Origin of the sequence: Sulfurimonas sp. RIFOXYD2_FULL_34_21 (assembly GCF_001830805.1) — a bacterium.
Lineage (GTDB): Bacteria > Campylobacterota > Campylobacteria > Campylobacterales > Sulfurimonadaceae > Sulfurimonas.
In genome coordinates this window covers 244,775-264,327 of record NZ_MICH01000015.1, presented here as the reverse complement: position 1 = coordinate 264,327, position 19,553 = coordinate 244,775, and the positions used below count along the sequence as shown (strand labels likewise).

Annotated in this window: 23 protein-coding genes; 14 read left to right on the top strand and 9 right to left on the bottom strand. The window is 32.6% G+C overall.

All coding sequences use genetic code 11. The features are described 5' to 3' along the window. The first annotated feature begins 113 nt into the window (after positions 1 to 113). The 9 genes from A2530_RS11400 to A2530_RS11360 all read left to right on the top strand — a co-directional run bounded on the left by A2530_RS11400 (position 114) and on the right by A2530_RS11360 (position 6,436). Positions 114 to 716, top strand: coding sequence for a DUF2971 domain-containing protein (locus A2530_RS11400; protein ID WP_294885255.1), 603 nt, complete (start codon positions 114 to 116; stop codon positions 714 to 716). Positions 717 to 768: 52 nt separating this feature from the next. Then, positions 769 to 1,839, top strand: coding sequence for a PIN domain-containing protein (locus tag A2530_RS11395; RefSeq protein ID WP_294885256.1), 1,071 nt, complete (start codon positions 769 to 771; stop codon positions 1,837 to 1,839). A 223-nt stretch (positions 1,840 to 2,062) separates the two neighbouring features. Then, positions 2,063 to 2,299 carry a CopG family transcriptional regulator gene (locus tag A2530_RS11390; RefSeq protein ID WP_294885257.1) on the top strand — a complete coding sequence of 79 codons (237 nt, stop codon included), beginning with the start codon at positions 2,063 to 2,065 and terminating at the stop codon, positions 2,297 to 2,299. After that, positions 2,265 to 2,561 carry a type II toxin-antitoxin system RelE/ParE family toxin gene (locus A2530_RS11385; RefSeq protein ID WP_294885258.1) on the top strand — a complete coding sequence of 99 codons (297 nt, stop codon included), beginning with the start codon at positions 2,265 to 2,267 and terminating at the stop codon, positions 2,559 to 2,561. The genes A2530_RS11390 and A2530_RS11385 overlap by 35 nt, the downstream gene beginning before the upstream one ends. A gap of 106 nt (positions 2,562 to 2,667) precedes the next feature. After that, the gene (locus tag A2530_RS11380) at positions 2,668 to 3,963 is read left to right on the top strand and encodes a nodulation protein NfeD (RefSeq protein WP_294885259.1); all 1,296 of its coding nucleotides are present in this window, start codon (positions 2,668 to 2,670) and stop codon (positions 3,961 to 3,963) included. Between the two features lie 3 nt (positions 3,964 to 3,966). Beyond that, the gene (locus A2530_RS11375; RefSeq protein ID WP_294885260.1) at positions 3,967 to 4,728 is read left to right on the top strand and encodes a slipin family protein; all 762 of its coding nucleotides are present in this window, start codon (positions 3,967 to 3,969) and stop codon (positions 4,726 to 4,728) included. A 57-nt stretch (positions 4,729 to 4,785) separates the two neighbouring features. Beyond that, the gene (locus tag A2530_RS11370; RefSeq protein WP_294885261.1) at positions 4,786 to 5,469 is read left to right on the top strand and encodes a Crp/Fnr family transcriptional regulator; all 684 of its coding nucleotides are present in this window, start codon (positions 4,786 to 4,788) and stop codon (positions 5,467 to 5,469) included. An 82-nt stretch (positions 5,470 to 5,551) separates the two neighbouring features. Next, positions 5,552 to 5,998, top strand: a complete 447-nt coding sequence (locus A2530_RS11365) for an Hsp20/alpha crystallin family protein (RefSeq protein ID WP_294885262.1) — start codon at positions 5,552 to 5,554, stop codon at positions 5,996 to 5,998. Positions 5,999 to 6,010: 12 nt separating this feature from the next. Continuing rightward, positions 6,011 to 6,436, top strand: a complete 426-nt coding sequence (locus A2530_RS11360) for an Hsp20/alpha crystallin family protein (RefSeq protein ID WP_294885263.1) — start codon at positions 6,011 to 6,013, stop codon at positions 6,434 to 6,436. A 37-nt stretch (positions 6,437 to 6,473) separates the two neighbouring features. Here A2530_RS11360 and A2530_RS11355 read toward each other — a convergent pair whose 3' ends face one another. The 7 genes from A2530_RS11355 to A2530_RS11325 form a co-directional block, all read right to left on the bottom strand. After that, positions 6,474 to 7,007, bottom strand: a complete 534-nt coding sequence (locus A2530_RS11355) for a hypothetical protein (protein ID WP_294885264.1) — start codon at positions 7,005 to 7,007, stop codon at positions 6,474 to 6,476. 19 nt (positions 7,008 to 7,026) lie between these two features. Then, positions 7,027 to 7,929 carry a uroporphyrinogen-III synthase gene (locus A2530_RS11350; RefSeq protein ID WP_294885265.1) on the bottom strand — a complete coding sequence of 301 codons (903 nt, stop codon included), beginning with the start codon at positions 7,927 to 7,929 and terminating at the stop codon, positions 7,027 to 7,029. A 72-nt stretch (positions 7,930 to 8,001) separates the two neighbouring features. Then, positions 8,002 to 8,769 carry an enoyl-ACP reductase gene (locus A2530_RS11345; RefSeq protein WP_294885266.1) on the bottom strand — a complete coding sequence of 256 codons (768 nt, stop codon included), beginning with the start codon at positions 8,767 to 8,769 and terminating at the stop codon, positions 8,002 to 8,004. A gap of 1 nt (position 8,770) precedes the next feature. Further along, on the bottom strand, positions 8,771 to 9,664 hold the full coding sequence (gene dapA, locus A2530_RS11340) for a 4-hydroxy-tetrahydrodipicolinate synthase (RefSeq protein ID WP_294885267.1): 894 nt from the start codon (positions 9,662 to 9,664) through the stop codon (positions 8,771 to 8,773). Between the two features lie 139 nt (positions 9,665 to 9,803). After that, a complete protein-coding gene (locus A2530_RS11335; protein WP_294885268.1) occupies positions 9,804 to 10,133 on the bottom strand; it encodes a hypothetical protein in 330 nt (109 codons plus the stop codon). A 99-nt stretch (positions 10,134 to 10,232) separates the two neighbouring features. Next, positions 10,233 to 11,483: a pitrilysin family protein gene (locus A2530_RS11330; RefSeq protein ID WP_294885269.1), complete on the bottom strand. Its 1,251-nt coding sequence runs from the start codon at positions 11,481 to 11,483 to the stop codon at positions 10,233 to 10,235. A gap of 38 nt (positions 11,484 to 11,521) precedes the next feature. After that, a complete protein-coding gene (locus A2530_RS11325; RefSeq protein WP_294885270.1) occupies positions 11,522 to 12,580 on the bottom strand; it encodes a quinone-dependent dihydroorotate dehydrogenase in 1,059 nt (352 codons plus the stop codon). Positions 12,581 to 12,721: 141 nt separating this feature from the next. Here A2530_RS11325 and A2530_RS11320 point away from each other — a divergent pair, with 141 nt between their 5' ends. The 5 genes from A2530_RS11320 to A2530_RS11300 all read left to right on the top strand — a co-directional run bounded on the left by A2530_RS11320 (position 12,722) and on the right by A2530_RS11300 (position 17,155). Then, the gene (locus A2530_RS11320) at positions 12,722 to 13,282 is read left to right on the top strand and encodes a DJ-1 family glyoxalase III (RefSeq protein ID WP_294885271.1); all 561 of its coding nucleotides are present in this window, start codon (positions 12,722 to 12,724) and stop codon (positions 13,280 to 13,282) included. Positions 13,283 to 13,334: 52 nt separating this feature from the next. Continuing rightward, positions 13,335 to 14,519, top strand: a complete 1,185-nt coding sequence (locus tag A2530_RS11315) for a saccharopine dehydrogenase family protein (RefSeq protein ID WP_294885272.1) — start codon at positions 13,335 to 13,337, stop codon at positions 14,517 to 14,519. Positions 14,520 to 14,528: 9 nt separating this feature from the next. After that, positions 14,529 to 15,383 (top strand): HDOD domain-containing protein, encoded by an 855-nt coding sequence (locus tag A2530_RS11310; RefSeq protein ID WP_294885273.1) that lies wholly within the window; start codon positions 14,529 to 14,531, stop codon positions 15,381 to 15,383. A gap of 13 nt (positions 15,384 to 15,396) precedes the next feature. Continuing rightward, on the top strand, positions 15,397 to 16,536 hold the full coding sequence (gene nspC, locus A2530_RS11305) for a carboxynorspermidine decarboxylase (RefSeq protein ID WP_294885274.1): 1,140 nt from the start codon (positions 15,397 to 15,399) through the stop codon (positions 16,534 to 16,536). Between the two features lie 64 nt (positions 16,537 to 16,600). Further along, on the top strand, positions 16,601 to 17,155 hold the full coding sequence (locus A2530_RS11300; protein ID WP_294885275.1) for a methyltransferase domain-containing protein: 555 nt from the start codon (positions 16,601 to 16,603) through the stop codon (positions 17,153 to 17,155). A 7-nt stretch (positions 17,156 to 17,162) separates the two neighbouring features. Here the strand turns inward: A2530_RS11300 and A2530_RS11295 are convergent, their stop codons facing one another. Beyond that, positions 17,163 to 18,755 carry a methyl-accepting chemotaxis protein gene (locus A2530_RS11295; RefSeq protein WP_294885276.1) on the bottom strand — a complete coding sequence of 531 codons (1,593 nt, stop codon included), beginning with the start codon at positions 18,753 to 18,755 and terminating at the stop codon, positions 17,163 to 17,165. 147 nt (positions 18,756 to 18,902) lie between these two features. Next, a complete protein-coding gene (gene recO, locus A2530_RS11290; protein ID WP_294885277.1) occupies positions 18,903 to 19,523 on the bottom strand; it encodes a recombination protein RecO in 621 nt (206 codons plus the stop codon). Positions 19,524 to 19,553 lie beyond the last annotated feature (30 nt).

Sequence of the window (19,553 nt, the reverse complement as noted above, 5' to 3'; positions counted from 1 at the left end):
GAGCGAACACTCTCTTCACTCTTCCGATAAGTCCAACGAAAGCTACGCTTTCTTATACTTATCTCTGAGTTTCGCTCAGCACTGCCGTTAGACATATATAAAAGGAATATGATATGACCTTGTACAAATTCAGATCACTACAAAACAAAAAAGACTATGGTAGGATAATTGATATTATTGAAAATGGATTTTATTGTAATGATTTTTTAGGATTTAATGACATGAATGAGGGAGTCTATATTAATAATAGGGATAATACTAATATAACTTTTTTAGAAAAACAAAAATATAAAATTTGTTCTTTCTCTGGAGTAAAAGCCTTAAACAGCGAATTAATGTGGGGGCATTATGCAAATACTGGAAGAGGAGTTGCTATTGAAATAAATGTAGAAGATAGTTCTAATATAAAAGAAATAAACTATGATACAAATGATAATTTAAACACAATGGAAGAAATACTTACAAATAAATCAAAAGAATGGGATTATGAAGATGAATATAGATATTTATCTACCAATGATTTAGCAAACAACAAAGTAAAAATAGGAAAAATTACTAAAGTTTATTTTGGTACACCTTATGAACAATTAAGAAATTATAAAGAAATTAGAAAAAATCATAATGCATTAAAACAATATCATAAATTTAGAGATATTTTAAAAGAGACTTGCAATACAAAAGGTATATCTTATGAAGATTTTAAGTTTAATGTCTAACAAATCATAGGTTTACAGTAGGTAATATATATAATAGAGTAAGGATATTATAATGTTAGAATCAAAAAAAGTATTTATTGACACCCAATACTATATCCAAAAAGGGCTAGACTTTGACTATCCCGCCTTATCAAGTTTTAGAGACTTATGTAAACAAGATAAACTAATAAATTTTACAACAAGTGTTGTCCGACAAGAAGTATATGGTAAAATCAAAGATTCTACTACCGTTGCTTTAGGTATCATAAAAGACTTTAAAAGAAAAAGGCATATTCTAACTGCAATAAATCAAAATTTTAATTGTTCAGTCTTCGATGATATTAATCATGATGTTATTTATGAACAAGCAAATATTTCATTTGATAACTTTTTGAAAGAATGTTCTACTACAATAGTTGACTCAAGTGAGATTAATGCAGAGGATTTATTAGAATTGTACTTTAATCAATCGCCTCCTTTTAGCGAAAAGAAAAAAAAAGAATTTCCAGATGCCATATCTTTATTATCATTAAAAAGCCATCTTGATACTGATGAAAAAATTTATGTTGTTTCTGATGATCCAGATATGAATGAGTTTTGTAAAACAGACACTCAAATGATTTCAGTTGAATCACTAGAAAAGGTACTTGATTTATATAATCAACATGATGAAAATATCACTATTAAGATAAAAGAGTATATATCTGAGCATGATTCACAGATTAAAGAAAAAATTGAATCTATTTTAAAAGATACAGAAATATATAATAATTCAACTTGGGAAGATTCAGAAATTAATGATTTTCACATAACTGGTATAGGGACAATTAATCCAAATATAATTAATATAAAAGATGACGGATGTCTTACAATGTTTGATATTGATATTGAATTTGAAATTCACGCTTCAGGACCAGACTACATTAATAGTAGTATTTATGACAAAGAAGATGGAAAATTATATGTTTTTGATACAGTTGAGAGAATTGAATACATAGATAAAACTTTTACTGTTGAGATAGAATTTATCTATGAAATTGAAGATTCAACTTTGAAAGAGATTGAAATAGATAGCTTAGATATAGCAAATATATCTTCTGGGATAGAAGTTGATGTTGATGAATCACCAGACTATTATGTTTAAACCTAACAAATCAGTGGAGCGAGTTCTTGCTACCCTCGCCTTCGGATAACAAGTCGCTGGAGCGAACACTCTCTTCACTCTTCCGATAAGTCTAACGAAAGCTACGCTTTCTTATACTTATCTCTGAGTTTCTCTCAGTACTGCCATTATATGAAACATGCCAAATTGACAAGATGAATAAATTTGAATACAATAGTGTTAATAAATATTCAAAGGATATATTATGAAAACAGTAACCATGAGAGTAGATGATTCAATTTACGATATGATAAAACTTGCAGCTGAAGGTCAAAAAAGAAATATTTCAAACTTCATAGAGTTTGCAACATTGCAGTATCTAACATCATCGCAATTTGTAGAGAATGATGAAATGGCTGAAATAATGAATGACAAAGAACTAGTTAAAAACCTAATGGACGGCTTGAATGATTTTAAAAATGGTGATTACACCATTGTCTAAGTATCAAATTGCAGAAACTAAAACTTTTGAAAAAGTTAAAAAAAAGATAGATAAAAAACTCTATTTGAAAATTAAAAACTTTGTTTATCCTCAACTTAGAGAAAATCCTTTTTATGGAACAAACATTAAAAAGTTAAAAGATAATCTTGAAGGTTATTATAGATATAGGATTGGAAATTATAGACTTTTTTATCTTATCGAAGATGATAAGCTGATTATTGCTGTTGTTGATTTTAAACACAGACAACAAGCTTATGATTAACACATACGACAACCGTTGTGAATTAATACAGTTCCTTGACATTGTAATCATTTCTTAGCTACCATTTGTTGTATATGGCATATTTTAACTAGCGAGGCGGTTGATTATGATGCGTTTAACGATTTTACTTTTTTTATTATTTTTATCACTTTCTGGCAATGCTAGTAGCGTAGTAAAGCTGGATATAAAAGGTGCTATCGGTCCTGCAAGCAGTGAGTATCTAAAAGAGGGTATGTCTTTTGCAAAATCTCAAAATGCACATGCAGTACTTATTGAACTTGATACGCCCGGCGGACTATCTTCATCCATGCGTGAAATGATTCAAAACATTACAAACAGCTCCATACCTGTTGTCACTTATGTCTCTCCAAAAGGTGCAAGAGCGGCAAGTGCAGGAACCTATCTTTTGTATGCTTCTCATATAGCCGCTATGTCTCCCGGAACTAACCTTGGTGCAGCCACTCCTGTCAGTCTTATGCCTATGCCAAAATCTGATGATTTAAACGGTACTTCTGCAACTACACTAGAGAAAAAAGTAATCAATGATTCGGTAGCATATATTAAAAGTTTGGCACAGATGAATGATAGAAATATATCATGGGCACTCTCTGCCGTAGAAGAGTCAAAAAGCCTCTCGGCAGAAGATGCTCTAAAATACGGTGTAATTGATATGATGGCACAAGATACAAAAGAGCTTTTAAATAAGCTTGATGGCAGAATTGTAGTAGTTGCAGACAAAAGTATTACACTAAAAACCAAAGATGCTTTTATATTGAATTTTGAGGCAAATTGGAAGAGCAAATTTTTATCTGTTATAACAAACCCAAATATCGCATATATTCTTATACTTATAGCGATATACGGTATATTCTTTGAGCTTATGAATCCTGGCTCAATTTTTCCGGGAGTCATAGGGGCTATATCTGGAGTGATTGCACTTTATGCACTTGATATGATACCTTTTAATTATGCTGGACTGTTACTGATTTTACTTGGAATTGCTTTTATGGTTGCAGAGGTTTTTGTGACTGGTTTTGGAGTTTTAGGTATAGGAGGGGTTGTGGCTTTTGCTTTTGGTTCAGTCTTGTTATTTGATGCAAATATTATCGGCAGTGCAGTTTCTCTTCCTCTGGTTATAGCTTTTAGTCTAATTAGTTTATCTTTTTTTGTATTTGTTATGAGATTGTTTTTAAGTTCAAGAAGAGCAAAAGTGGTTTCAGGAGTTGAGGAGATGATAGGTACAAATGCTGAGGTAACTGATGTACTTGATAATGGCTATTTTGTCCATTGTCACGGTGAAATTTGGAGTGCCGTTAGTAAAAGTGAATTAAAAGTCGGTGATAGAGTTGAGGTTGAGAAAATTTCAGGTCTTATACTAAGTGTTAAACCAATTAAGGAGTAGAAAATGTTTTTTGATGTATATGTAACAAGCGTTTATATAGTTTTTTTTGTAATCGCTTTTTTGGCAGCTGCTATTCGCATTTTACGTGAGTATCAAAGAGGTGTTGTTTTTACGCTTGGACGTTTTACAGGTATTAAAGGGCCTGGACTTATAATCTTGATTCCGTTTGTTCAGCAGATGGTAAGAGTAGATTTGCGTACCATAGTTCTTGATGTTCCTACTCAGGACGTTATTTCTCATGACAATGTATCTGTACATGTAAATGCCGTTGTGTATTACCGTGTGATAGACCCCGAAAAAGCGATTATTCAGGTTGAAGATTTTAACAGTGCAACAAGTCAATTAGCACAAACAACTCTTCGTTCCGTTCTTGGTGGACATGAGTTAGATGAGATGTTGGCGGAGAGAGAACGTCTAAACCGTGATATTCAGGAGATTTTGGATAAGCAGACCGATGCGTGGGGTATTAAGATATCAAATGTAGAAATCAAGCACATAGACCTTGATGAGAGCATGATTCGTGCTATTGCAAAACAGGCTGAAGCAGAGAGAGAACGCCGTGCTAAAGTCATAAATGCAAAAGGAGAGGTCGAAGCAAGCGAAAATATACTTCTTGCCGCTCAAAAACTTAGTCAAAATGAGTTGGCAATACAGCTTAGATATCTTCAAACAATGAGTGATATTTCTAACGATAAAACAAATACTCTTGTTTTTCCTTTCCCGACGGAATTTAGCAAATTTTTTAAAGAGAGTAAAAAAGAGTAGCTTAAATTGCTACTCTTTTAATAATTTATTCTATTCTACATGTAATGGACAATCTGTATGAAAACAAATTATTATGAAATTGAACTGCTTAAAAATGTGGATAATGAGTTTAAAGACGAGTTTTACCACTACTCAAAAATATTAGAGTATTCAAAAGGTTCATCTCCGTTTGATGGAGATAATCTGTTAAATCATTTTTATATAATTTTAGACGGAAAGATAAAAACATATCAGATAAATTTTGAAAATTCAAAAGAGCAGACTATCTTTATATATAAAAGAGGAGATATGTTTGATGTTATATCTCTTTTAGATAAAAAACCGCATGAAGTAATATATGAAGTTTTGCAAGATAGCAAAGTTCTGCGTGTACCGATGCAAAAGGTAAGGGATTGGATAGAAAACAGTAACACTTTCAAAAATATTTTTTTTCCGTATTTGGCGTCAAAAATGAGATATACTGAAGAGTTGGCGATTGAACTCTCTTTATATGATGTAAAAGAGAGATTGATACATTTGCTTGTTGATAGCATAAATCCAAACAATCATTTTAAATACATGTTATTAGAAAATTTATCAAACAGCGAGATATCAAAACTTTTAGGAACGGTAAGGCATGTACTTGAGAGGGCAATAAAGCAGCTGAAATATGAAAAAATAATTAAAACAAGCAGAAAAAATATTACAGTCGTAAATCTTGAAAAACTTCTTGAAAAAACTACAAAAATGCTACATAAGTAGCATAATTTATTTTTATAATTTAATATAATTTTTCAACTTAAACGTATAGATTTAAGTTAATAAATTTTATGAGGAGTTTGCAATGTTAATTTCGAGATATTTTAATCCGGTAGAGTCTTATAAAAGAAGAAGAGGCATTGATTTTTTTAATGATCTTTTAAATTCACTAGAAGAGGAGAGAGGGGATAGCCCTTTGTCTGATTTTAAACCTGCCGTAAATACGAGAGAGGGCAAAGATGCTTATCATGTGGATGTAGATTTACCCGGTGTTAAAAAAGAGGATATAAACATAAGTGTTGAAAATAATACTCTTACGGTATCAGGAAAGAGAGAAACAAAAAAAGAGGTCAAAGAAGAGGATTATTACAGAGTAGAGAGCAGCTACGGAAAGTTTCAAAGAAGTTTTACTCTGCCTGAAAACATAGATACGGAAAATATAAGAGCGGCAAGCCAAGACGGTGTACTTGAGGTAGTAATTCCAAAACTTCAAGTTATTAAAAATTCTGCTAAAAAAATAGAAATTAAATAACAGGAGCCAATTATGGATATAGTAAAAAGCTCAAAAAAGCTTATGGATAAAGTGGAAGAGAAAGTTGAAAAGGGTTTGGATGTAGTAAAAGATACTTTTGATAATGTTGCAAGGCATCTGCCTTTTGCAAATCTTGCAAAACATTCGGATGATACTTTTAGCATAGAGGTTGATTTGCCGGGTGTTAAAAAAGAGGATATTGATATAAAATTAGAAGACGGTTATTTGACTATAACAGCTCAAAGAAAATATAAAAATGAGACAAAAGAGGATGATTATTATCTTTGTGAGTCAAGTTTCGGAATGATTTCTAGAAGTTTTGCAATATCTGATAACATTAACAAAGAGAATGTAGATGCAAAATATGAAAATGGCAGATTATATATAACTCTTGAAAAAACAGAGTCAAAAAAAGCAAAAAAAATAGAAATAAAATAGAGTAATCGATATATTGCCAATAGGCGGTATATCGATTTTAAAACATATTTACCACGCCGTATTCCAGCAGTTCTTCGTATTGTTCTTTTGTGAGTACTGCTTTTACCTTTTCAATGCAATCTAAGTGAATTTTAGTCAGTTCCGCTTTTAGTTTTGCTATTTCATCAACAGTTGGATAGAACTCTGTTACTTTTGGGCTTTTATATTGTAAAGATATTTTTTGCATCATGTCAAGTTCAAGTTTTTTAATAACAAGTGCTTTTTTTGCAGCTTTTGAAGTTAACTCCTGTTTAATCTTTAAAATAGAATCTATCTGTTCTTTAGATAAGTTTAGTGTTGAGCTTGACGGGTCATAAAGAGATAACCCGACTAGGTAAGGCAGATTTTTTGGTATCAAAAAATAATCTTTAGGAAAGTTCTCTTTTACCGTAAATGCTCCCGCAGGACCTGCCATTTTTTCAAGTTTAACAAAATCCTCAACTGGAGGCGGAAGATTTGGCTTTGCTGCCGCAACAGTAGCAAATAATATAGTATATGATAGTAAAGCAGATGTTGTTTTGTTTAATTTCATTGAAGAATCCTTTTTTTGTTTAATTTATTAATTCAAGAGCTTTTTTTACACATGAATCAAGCGATGTAGTTTCTGAGATATGCGGTTTTATATAACTAGGAAAATACTTTTCAGTCGTATGTCCTATCGATATCGCTTTATAACTCTCATCCCAAGTCATGTTTTGTAAAAAACACTCTATTGTGGATGGAGAAGAAAATATAATTATAGAGTTTTTTGGGAGTTTTATTTTATTTTTTAGGTTTATACATGTAGTTTGATATACGATTAATTCATCACATAATACATCGTTTGAATTTAGCGTATCAACTAAATCTGAAACTATCTTTGAACCTCTTACATAGAGAACTTTTTTGTTTTTTAAAGGAGTTATTAACTCTTTCGCAAACTCGTTGCCATGTTTTTCTTTGCCTACAAATTTTACTTTTCCACCAAGGTCGCTTGCTATTTTTGCAGTTTGAGGGGCTATAACATAAAGAGGTTTTTTCTTCCATGTTTTATCAAAACTATTTAGTGAAGATACGGCATTTTTAGATGTAAAAATTAAAGCGTCATAGGAAGAAAAATCAACATTACTTTTAATGGTCTCAATTTTAAAAACAGGTATATTTTTTGCCCACTTTACCTTTTTATCGCTTAGTATATATATGTTTAAATTATTGTTTTTAATATTTTGTATAAATAAGTTTAGATATCTTTTTATCTTAAGCAAAATAGTATCTTTCGCATTTAAGACTAATGACTTTTGCTCATCTACAAAAAAAGTTATATTATGCTTACTTAACATGTAGGTTATTTTTATTAGTTCTTCAAAGATATGCTCATTAGAGTAGTTTCTATCAAGCACAAAAGAGTTACTAACTTTGTCGTACTCATAGTAGATAAGATTGAGAGGCTCTATTAATTTTTCTATGTTTTTCATAGAGCAGATGATATCATCATATCAGTAAATATTTTTCAAAAAAAATTGAAAAATATTTAAAAAAAAGAGGGGTTATTGAAAAGTAGTTCCGCCGTCAATTACGATAGTTTGACCTGTAAGCCATGATGATTCATTTCCGCAAAGAAATAGACATGCACCCGTTAAATCGTTAGCTTCACCCATACGAGAAAGAGGAGAACGTCTCACAACTTCGCTCTTTACCTCTTCATAGTTTGGAAATGCTTTTAGTGCGTCAGTGTCGATAGGACCGCCGCTTACAGCGTTTACTCGTATGTTTTTTTCGCCAAGCTCAGCCGCGGCATATCTAACCATAGCTTCAACTGCCGCTTTATTTGTACCGTGTCCTGCATAGTTTGGCGTATATACAAGATTTCCTGTCGAACTCATACTAATTATACTTCCGCCACCTGTTTGCTCCATCCTTTTTGCCGCTTCTTGAGCGCCCACTACAAACGCATCAACAGTAGCAGTATAAATGTTGTTTAAACCTTTTGGTTTTAGTCTCATAAAAGGACCGAATCCTCCGACAACGGCGCGACCTGAGATAATTGCATTTGATATAAAAAAATCAAGTCTATCAAAATCTTCATCAAAAAGTTTATATACGTCTTTATAAGTATCCGGTTCTAAAATATCCAAGTTATAGGCACGTGCTTTAACACCGTATTTAGCTTCTACATCAGCAATAATCTCATTTGCAGTATCTGCTTTTGTTGCATAGGTAAATGCCACATTACACCCTTTTTGCGCAAAAGCATATACGATAGCTTTGCCGATTCCACGAGTTCCGCCGCTTACAAATAGAGTTTTACCTTGCATATTATAATCCTTTGATTTCATAGTTTTTCATAACTGTTTCTAGCTTTTTCATATTTTCCACACTTGGAGCAACAAGAGGAAGTCTGTATTCCAATGTATCAATAAGTCCTGCAATATACATTGCAGCTTTTATCATAATCGGATTTGACTCTAAAAACAGAGCTTTATTTATAGGAAATAACATGTCATTAATAGCTTTTGAACCTGCAAAATCTCCGCTTAATGCTTTTTTTACTAATTCACTTTTTAAATCAGGAATCAGATTTGATGTAACCGAGGTAATTCCCGCTCCGCCGTTTGCAAGTATAGGGTAGTCAATTGCATCATCACCGCTAAATACTTTAAGCTCAGGTCTGCGTGATAGCAGTTCAATAGTTCTCTCTAAACTACCTGTTGCCTCTTTGATACCATAAATATTTTTAACATCGTCAAAAAGTCTTATAACGGTATCTGCACTTATATCAACAACCGTGCGTCCTGGAACATTGTAGAGCATAAAAGGAAGCTCACTTACCGATTCTGCGATTGCTTTATAATGTTGATAAAGTCCCTCTTGAGATGGTTTTACATAGTACGGAGCAACAGAAAATATAGCATCTACACCACACTTTTGAGCAGTTTTTGCAGCTTCTATCGCTTCTGCCGTTGAGTTACTTCCGGCACCTGCTAGAACTTTAGTATTTGTGCCTTTACATACTTCAACTGCAATTTCTATACATCTTCTATCTTCATCATATGTAAGCATTGCGCTCTCACCGGTTGTTCCTACGGGGCATACAGCATTTATACCGTTGTTAATTTGTCTTTTTATTAAGTCTGCATAAGTTTGTTCATCAAGTTTTTTATTTTTAAAAGGAGTTATTAATGCAGTGGTTGAACCGGTTACGATATTCATCTATATAGCCTTATTAAATTAATGTGCAATTATATCAAAAAAGTATTAAAAGGAGAGGGAACGAACATTTTATTTTGTACGAATATTAGTGGGAAAACTCATTCCAAATCCGTAATGATTGGAACGAGCTATATGTTAATTAATTATTGCGACCTCTACCGTTGCCAGGTCCCATTCCTTGTCCTTGTCCTTGACCCATTCCTCTTGCAGGCGGTTCATCTGGAATTGTTACACCCTTTTCCTTAGCTCTAACCTTCATCTGTTCATGATGCTCTGCACGAATTTTTTCTCGTTCTTCTGCAGATTTTGCATCACGCATCTTAGAGCGGTACTCAGTTCTCTCTTTTTGTGTCATAAGCTGACTTCCGTAAACACTCTCTTTAGCTTGTGTTTCATCAGCCGCTGATAAACCTGTAAATAGAAGCATTGCAGCTGCCAAAGCAGATATTATTAATGGACTTTTTATCATCTTAAACTCCTTATAGTACGAGTGATTAGATTTGCAATATTTGATATTGCAATTCGCCTACAAAGATTATATACTCAATAACCTTAAACAAATTTATCTCTACTTTTTTAAAATTAGTGTCGTAGATTTATCAAAGTTAAAATATTTGTTTGCAGCTTCTTGAATCATATCTACTGTTATCTTTTGTATGTTTTCTTCATAATTCAAAAGAGGTGTCAAGTCACCTCTAACAAGATAACTTCCAAAAAGTTCCGCAACAGATGTTGAACTCTCTAAGGAATAGATAAAATCAGCTTTTGTATTTATTTTTACCTTCTCTATCTCTTTCTCATCTACTTTTTTATTTTTTATAAGCTCAATCTCTTTTACTAGCTCTTTTTCTACATCTTCAGCTTTTACACCTGGATTACATGTTGCTAAAAATATAAAAAGACCGGGGTCTATATTTTCCATATTATATGCATAAATAGTGTTTACAAGACGTTTTTTCTCTATTAACTCTTTGTATAATCTTGAGCTTTTACCTGAAAATAGTATTTCTGAAATTACGTTTAGTGTAAGTTGATCTTTGTCTTTAAAATCAGGAATATGAAAAGTTATAGCTAGCATCTCAACTTCGCTCTCTTTATGAATCACTACTCTCTTAGCACCGTTTTGCTCAGGTTCTATAAACTTAAATTCAGGAATTTTTGCTCTGTTTTTAATCTTTGAAAATTCTTTGTCGGCTTTTTTAAAAACTTCTTCTGCCTCAACATCGCCGGTTACCATAAGAATTGCATTGTTTGGTTGATAGTACGTTTTGTGAAAATCTTTTATATCTTTTAATGTCCAAGTTTTGATATCGTTCATAAATCCTATCGGAGTCCAATGGTATGGATGATATACATATGCATTATTAAATAAGGCAAAATATAAATAGCCCATAGGAGAATTTTCAGTTCTCCATCTTCTTTCTTCGGCAACAACATCGCGTTCCGGTTGAAACTCTTCATCTTTTAGTTTGAGGTTTTTCATAAGTTCTGCATATAGTTCTAATGATTTTCCAAGATTTTGTGTACTTGATTTAATATAGTAGTGCGTATAGTCAAAGCTAGTTGATGCGTTGTTTACACCGCCTATGCTTTTTACCTCTTTATCAAACTCGCCTGCATCTAAGTTTTTTGTAGATTTAAAGTTCATGTGTTCTAACATGTGGGCAATGCCGGTTTTACCCATAACTTCGTTTCTGCTTCCCACCTTATAGAAAATATCAGTACTAATTACATTTGTACTATTTTTGAGAGGAATAACAACAATTTGCAGTCCGTTTTTTAGAGTTTTTGTTTCATATTTTGGTAGTGAAGATGCCATTAAAGTTCCTAAAATTAGAGTAAGGATTAAGAAAATTTTCATTTTCTATCACTTCCTATAGCCTCTGTAATATTTGTATATCCGTCAGCTTTTATAAGTTCGGTGAGTCTTATATTTATATTTTTAATCATGTCAAACCCGTGAAATATAAGTCCGCTGTATATTTGTACAAGTGAAGCTCCGGCTTTTATGCGTTTATAAGCCTCTTCCGCAGAATCTATACCGCCAACGGAGATAAGTGTTGTTTTGCCGTAAAGTTCTGATGCTATTGCATCAAATATTTCAAAGCTTTTTTTCTTTAAAACTGCTCCGCTAAGACCGCCTATATTTTTTGGATTTTTTACAAGAGAGTAGTCTATTGTCGTATTTGTAGCTATTATTCCATCAGCACCTTTATCAACCGCCATAGTAGTGAGTGCAACAGCATCTTCAATTGACATGTCAGGTGCAATTTTTAGTAAAATAGGTTTTTGTGTAATGGCTTTAGCTTCGGCAAAAAGTCTTGTAATAAACTCCTCATTTTGCAAATCTCGCAGACCGGGAGTATTTGGCGAAGAGATATTTATAACTAGATAATCACCGAGAGAATGAAGTGCTTTTATAAGTGTCGTATAATCATTTATAGCTTCACTCTCCGGAGTTAGTTTATTTTTTCCTATATTTACTCCAATAGGAGTAGTAAAAGGAAATCTTGTTTTTAATCTTTTTTGAACTTTTAATAGTCCTTCGTTATTGAATCCCATGGCATTTTGAAGACTCTCCTCTTCTACATGTCTAAACATTCTAGGTTTAGGATTTCCCTCTTGAGGTTTTGGTGTAACTGTTCCGATTTCGGTAAAACCAAATCCTAAAATCTGCATACCGCGAATCATGGTTGCATTTTTATCAAATCCGGCGCCAAGACCTACAGGGTTGAAAAATGTACGCCCAAAAAGCTCTTGAGTCAGTATATCGTTTGTAATAAAGTGAGATTCTAAAAACGGATTAAAAGGTATTTGACAAATATTAGGCAGTCTCAATACACATTCAGCAACATAGTGAGCACTTTCCGGCTCTAGTTTATATAACCAAGGTTTTATACTTTGATAATTTATCATGAGATTGTCTCTTTATTCTTAAAAAATTTAGTGATTATACTAAAAAAAAGTAAAGAGCAGTTGATAGTAGTAAAGTACTTTGCTTGTAAAAGTAACCAAAAAAGTATAGAATAAAAAGATAAAAAATATTAGGAGATAGCAATGAGCAAAGTTTTAATACCTCTGGCAAATGGGTTTGAAGAGATAGAAGCGATTAATATAATCGATGTTTTAAGAAGAGCGGAAATAAAAGTTTATATTGCCTCTTTGGATAATAAGGCCGGCGTTAAAGGTGCTCATGGTATTACAGTTCTTAGTGATATAGAGATAAAAGATGTAGATATCGATGGACTTGATATGATAGTTTTACCGGGTGGATGGGGTGGAACTCTTGCTCTGTGTGATGATAAAAATGTGCAAAATATTCTTAAAGTTATGGATAAAAAAAATAAAAGCATAGGTGCAATTTGTGCGGCACCGCTTGCGCTTCATAAAGCCGGAGTACTAAAGCATAATTATACATGTTATCCTTCAATCGAAGAGCAGATAAGAGAGGATGGTTTCTTTGGAGATAAAGCAATGGTTGTTGAGGATGGCAATGTAATGACATCGCGTGGACCGGCAACTGCCATATGTTTTGCACTGCAAATTGTAAAAAAATTAAAAGGACAAGAGAGCTACAACCTAGTTAAAGAGGCACTTTTGGCTAATTATTGTAATTAAAAAAAAGCAAAAAAATGCTAAAATAAGGTTAGTAAATTAAAGGATATAAATTTTGAGAACAACATTAATTATTGGTGCAGGCGGAGTAAGCCGTGTGGTTGTATATAAATGCGTACAAAATGCAGATGTTTTTGGCAAGATAGTACTGGCTAGTAGAACGCTTAAAAAGTGTCAAGATATAAAAGACGAGTTGCCAAATGCGGATATTGAGGTTGCTTCAGTAGATGCCGATAGTACAGAAGAACTTGTAAAACTCATCAATACATGTAAGCCTAGTATTGTTATAAACGTTGCTCTTCCTTATCAGGATTTGACAATTATGGATGCATGTATTGCTACAAAAACACCATATCTTGATACTGCAAATTATGAACATCCAGATGAAGCTAAATTTGAATATAAACTTCAATGGGCAAGAGATGCAAAATTTAAAGAAGCAGGGATTATGGGGCTTTTAGGAAGCGGATTTGACCCTGGGGCTACAAATGTATTTTGTGCATATGCCCAAAAACACTACTTTGATGAAATACATACTATAGATATACTTGACTGTAATGCCGGTGATCACGGTTATGCTTTTGCTACAAACTTTAATCCGGAAATTAACTTAAGAGAAGTATCTTCAAAGGGTCGTTATTGGGAAGAGGGCAGATGGATAGAGACTGAACCGATGGAAATTATGCAAGTTTGGGACTATCCTGAAGTCGGTCCAAAAGATAGTTATTTGCTTTATCATGAAGAGATGGAATCACTTGTAAAGCACATAAAAGGACTAAAGAGAATTAGATTTTTTATGACATTTGGACAGAGTTATCTTACTCATATGAAGTGCTTAGAAAATGTAGGTATGCTTGGAATTGAGCCTGTTGAACATAAAGGGATGAAGATTGTTCCTATGGAATTTTTAAAAACACTTCTTCCAGATCCTGCGTCTCTTGGACCTCGTACAAAAGGAAAAACAAATATCGGTATTGTAGCTGAAGGTATAAAAGACGGCAAAAAGAGAAAGATTTACATCTATCAAGTAAAAAATCATGAAGAGTGTTTCGCTGAGACAAACTCTCAAGGTGTTTCATATACGACAGGAGTTCCTGCTATGATTGGTGCAAAACTTATGTTAAAAGGTATTTGGAACGGTGTTGGAGTTTTCAACATGGAGCAGATGAATCCAGACCCGTTTATGGATGAGATGAACACTAGTGGGCTTCCTTGGCAGATAAAAGAGTTAGAAGTATAGAGTTTACAGATGACTTTTAAGCATATAATATCAAATTTAGAGTCATTGCCTCCGTTGTCAAATACGGCATTTATGATACAAAAGCTCTATAGTCGCGGTGCTAAAAATATTGATATTATAAAACTTGTTAGAGTCATAGAAGGAGATGCCGTTTTAGCCGCAAATATTTTAAAAATGATAAATGCACCTATATACGGCTTTTCAAGAAAAATTATTTCAATTTCGCAAGCCGTAACACTTTTTGGTACTGATGAAATATACGGCTTAGTCTTAAAATATGCCATACAAGAACAGTTAAAAGCAAAAACAAATATATATGGCGTTGATAATGAGAAATTTAATGATATTTGTCATCTTCAAAGCACTCTAATGATGCAGTGGTACTCTAAAATAGACCTTAGACATGCCCAGTTTTTATCTCCACTGGCTCTAATAATGGAGACTGGAAAGCTTATTTTGGCAAAAGAGGTTATGCAAAGTAATTTTTCAAAAGAGTTTACTTCAGGATATATAAAATCTAACAATAGTACTGAGTTTGAGTATCGTTTATTAGATACAACAACATACTATCTCACAGGATTGCTTTTTGAACATTGGAATTTAGAGCCACTCTATGTAGAGATATTAAAAGGACTAGATTTTGAATCAGACAACTCTTCTAAGGTAGAATCATATATAAACTCTTTAGATATTGTGAGAACTGCAGTAAATTTAAAAAATGTTTTAACAGATACTTCCATTAAAGATGCTTGCGAAATGGTAGAAGATATTGAGCTTGATGTTGAACATTTTAAGAGAGTTGCAAATAGAGTTAAAGAGCAATACGGTAAAATTTTAAAAGATAGAGTAAAAAATATTAGATAAGTGTAGATAAATTATGAATCAATTAAAAACACCATACTATATGTGTGAAGAATCACTTTTAAGAAAAAATCTTGAATTGTTGGATTATGTACAAAGACAAAGCGGGGCGAAAATTATTTTAGCTCTAAAGGGTTTTGCAATGTGGAGTACATTTCCACTAGTAAAACAGTATTTAAAAGGGTGTACTTCAAGCGGATTGCATGAAGCATTGTTGGCTAGAGAAGAGTTTGCAAAAGATAATAAAAATCTTGAAGTTCATACTTACTCTCCTGCGTACAAAGACGAGGATATTGATGAGATAGCGCGCATATCCGATCATATTGTATTTAACTCCCCAAACCAGCTTTTTAAATATGCCACAAGAGTAAAAGAGATAAATAGACATGTAAGTCTCTCTTTAAGAATAAATCCCGAGCAGTCATCATCTCCAAAAGATATATATAATCCGTGCGGACTTTATAGCCGATTGGGAACAACTCTTGCAAATTTTGATGAGAGAGTGTTGGAGCATATAGACGGGCTTAATTTTCATGCACTTTGCGAACAAGATGTTGACGCATTAGAGGATGTTTTAGAGGTATTTGAAGCAAAGTTTTCAAAGTACTTTAAAAATATGAAGTATATAAATTTTGGCGGCGGACACCATATAACTAAAAAAGGTTATGATGTTGAGAAGCTTATCGGTGTAATTAAAGAGTTTAAAGCAAAATATAATGTTGATGTATATTTAGAACCCGGTGAAGCAGTTGGATGGCAAACCGGAACTTTGGTAAGCAGTGTATTGGATATTGTGCATAACGGCATGGATATAGCAATTTTAGACACTTCCGCGGAAGCGCATATGCCTGATACACTTGCAATGCCTTATCGTGCAATGGTGCGAGGAAGCGGTGAAGCAGGAGAGAAGAGATATACATACCGTTTTGGCGGAAATACATGTCTAGCGGGAGATATAATGGGTGATTACTCTTTTGAAGAACCTTTACATGTGGGCGATAAAGTAATATTTGAAGATCAAATTCACTACACTTTTGTAAAAAACACGACGTTCAACGGTATAAAGTTACCCTCATTGGTTATACTAAGAGAGGATGAAACTGTTGATGTTATAAAAGAGTTTGGATATCAAGACTACAAAGGAAGACTTTCATGAAAATATTAGCTATATATCGTATGAATATAATAAATAAACTTTGCTTACTTGTGGGAGAAGATTAATGATTGAAGATAAACAGAGATGGAATGAGAGGTATTTGGATAATCCAATGCCTCAGAGTGTTTCACCATTGGTTGAGAAATATATACAACATGTAAAAGTCGGTCATGCAATAGATATTGCCTGTGGAACAGGTAGAAATACGCACTATTTAGCTGACTTGGGATTTATTGTCGATGCCGTTGATATATCAGATTATGCATTAAATAAAGTAAAAAAAAGTTCGACTATAAATAAGATAGACACTGATTTAGACAAATATAACTTAACTCCAAATAAGTATGATTTAATAGTTAATGTAAACTATTTAAATCGCAGATTGGTATCTCAGATGAAAGATGCTCTAAAAAGTGGCGGTGTTATAATGTTTGAAACTTTTATAGTTGCTCATGGCGATTTTAAACTTCCGACTACAAATTTAGATTATCTTTTACGTAAAAATGAGCTTTTACACTCTTTTATCGGTCTTGATGTAATTTACTATGAAGAGAAGATAGACACAAATCTAAGAGGAGAGCGAATTAAAGTCGCTTCTTTAGTGGCTAAAAAAGTTTAATACTTTTTTAGCTTTTAAATTCATTTATACTAGAATCAAGCGAGTTCGCAACTTCGAGCAGACTTTTAGAATCATTTTCTATACTAAGTACTCTCTCTTTGTTTGAAGTTGATAGATTGTTAATTTCCGAAATTTTGCTTATGATTTCATCAGTGTGTTTTACAATAGTCTCAGAATCATTGACAGACTGTATTGCCACTTCAATAGAGTGTCTCATTTCATACGATGTGTCGTTTATTTTTTCTTCAACATCTTTAGATATAGCCGTAAGTTTTTCCATTCCTTTTGCATTATTATTCATTTTATCGCTAACATCATTGATTGATTGAACAATAGTGCTTACACTAATCTCTATCTCTGAAAGCGATTTTTGCGTTCTCTCTGCAAGTTTACGTACTTCATCTGCAACGACTGCAAAACCGCGACCGTGTTCTCCCGCACGAGCAGCTTCAATAGCGGCATTAAGAGCAAGAAGATTAGTCTGTTCTGCTATATCTTTAATAACAAGTAAAACACTTTTTACCTGATCTGCATCTTGTTTTAAGTGAGACAGTTGACTTGAGAGATCGTTTTCTACCTCTATAAACGAGTCAACTTCGTTGACCAGTTCATCAAGCGCTTTTTTTGATGACTCAAGATTTTCATTTGCCAGTGAAACTTTTTTCTGTGTTTCTCTAGCCATCTCTATAGATTTATCAAGAATATCTTTTATAGATTTACTTTTATGTGTAGTGTCAGAGACAATTATACTTTCATTCTCTATGCTTTCATGAATAGAATAAGACGCTTTTGTAATTGTATTTGCAATTAAAACATTTCTACTTCCAAGAGATTTTACATCATTAATTGTATTTTGTATAGCAGCAACAAAGTCATTAACTGCGTATGCGGATTCTGCAAACTCATTTTTTTGTACTATTTCAATTCGTCTAGTTAAATCTTTATCTCCGTCAACAAGTGCACGAATACGAGCACGAAGTTCATCTAAAGGTGCAAGAACCTCTTTTTTAAAAAACATACTAATTATAATTGCAAAAGCTACAAATACTATAATTAGAGTTATTAATAAAATCATTTTTGTATTATCAATCTCTTTGTCATTAGAATCAAGAGAGATAACAAGATTCATAACACCCAGTATATCGCCTACTTTCGCATTAGCATGACAGGATAAACATGTATTCTCGGCTACCATAGGATTAAGAAGTTGAATTGAGTGGTGCTCGGCATCTTTCTTTTCAATTGTTCTTGATTTTTTTGTAGCAAATATCTCTTTAATTAATGGGTCATTTGTAAAAGTTTCACCATCTTGTTTATATAGTTCTAATACAATTTCAGATTTATACACGTCAAGTAAATCAATTCCGTTGATATTTTTCGCCTTACTTAGTGTCTCTTCAACAACTTTTGGGTCACCTGATAACATACTCTGAGTAACTGTTTGAAATATAGATTGGCTCAACATTTCCAGAGACTGCTTTGCTGTTTTATTTGAAAAATCATTAAAAGTATAAGATATATAACTATACATAGAAACTATTGCGAGAGCGCCAAAAAATAGAATTGTAATTATAATGCGAGATTTTACAGTTGCTAACATGTGTTACCGTCCAAAATTAAAATAATAGTTATTTTATCATAACAATGTCTCAAAATATGTTTTTTTTCTTATTTTTTAAGATTAAAGTGAGATTGTTGTTTTATAGTATTTTCTATGGACAATTTAAGTTAAATAGTGTGTAAAATATCACAGACCTTCCAATAAAATATACCAAAGTCTATCTACTTCTTCATTGCTTAAAAATAGGGTAGATTTATTTTTAAGCAATTCTCCTAATGCATCTTTTTTTATACTAAATGTATTTGAACACTGTTTGTGAACAGGTAAAAAAGCACGAAGAAGCGAAACGTCATCTTCAATTATTTTATTTGAACATAAAAAACACTCAAACTCATTATGTAATCTTCCTTCATGTTCTAATAATTTTATGTATGATTCAACGGCTACTCTTTTTGGATTTTGCCTATTCCAGTTTATTGAAGCACTCTCTAAAAGTTCAAAGTAAAATGCATCTAATTCATCTGCATCTTTTAGATGTTTATAAAATAGAGTAGTAAAATCCTGCCATACTCTTAGAAGTTTATAATCATTTATCCATTTAAAACCAATATGAATTACATCTTTTAATCTATATATAGTTGATTTAGGCGAATTCTCCTTTTCATAATCAATTTTAAATCCAAGATTGATTACGCTATGCCTTGCTCCATAGAATCTGTAAAGAGTATCTAAGCTCTCTCTTGATACTATTGTGACTATCAAATCTTCATCTTTTACTCTGTTAAGATTTAGAATAAAACCTTGCATGTCTAGCTTCTTTTATACTCATATTTTATT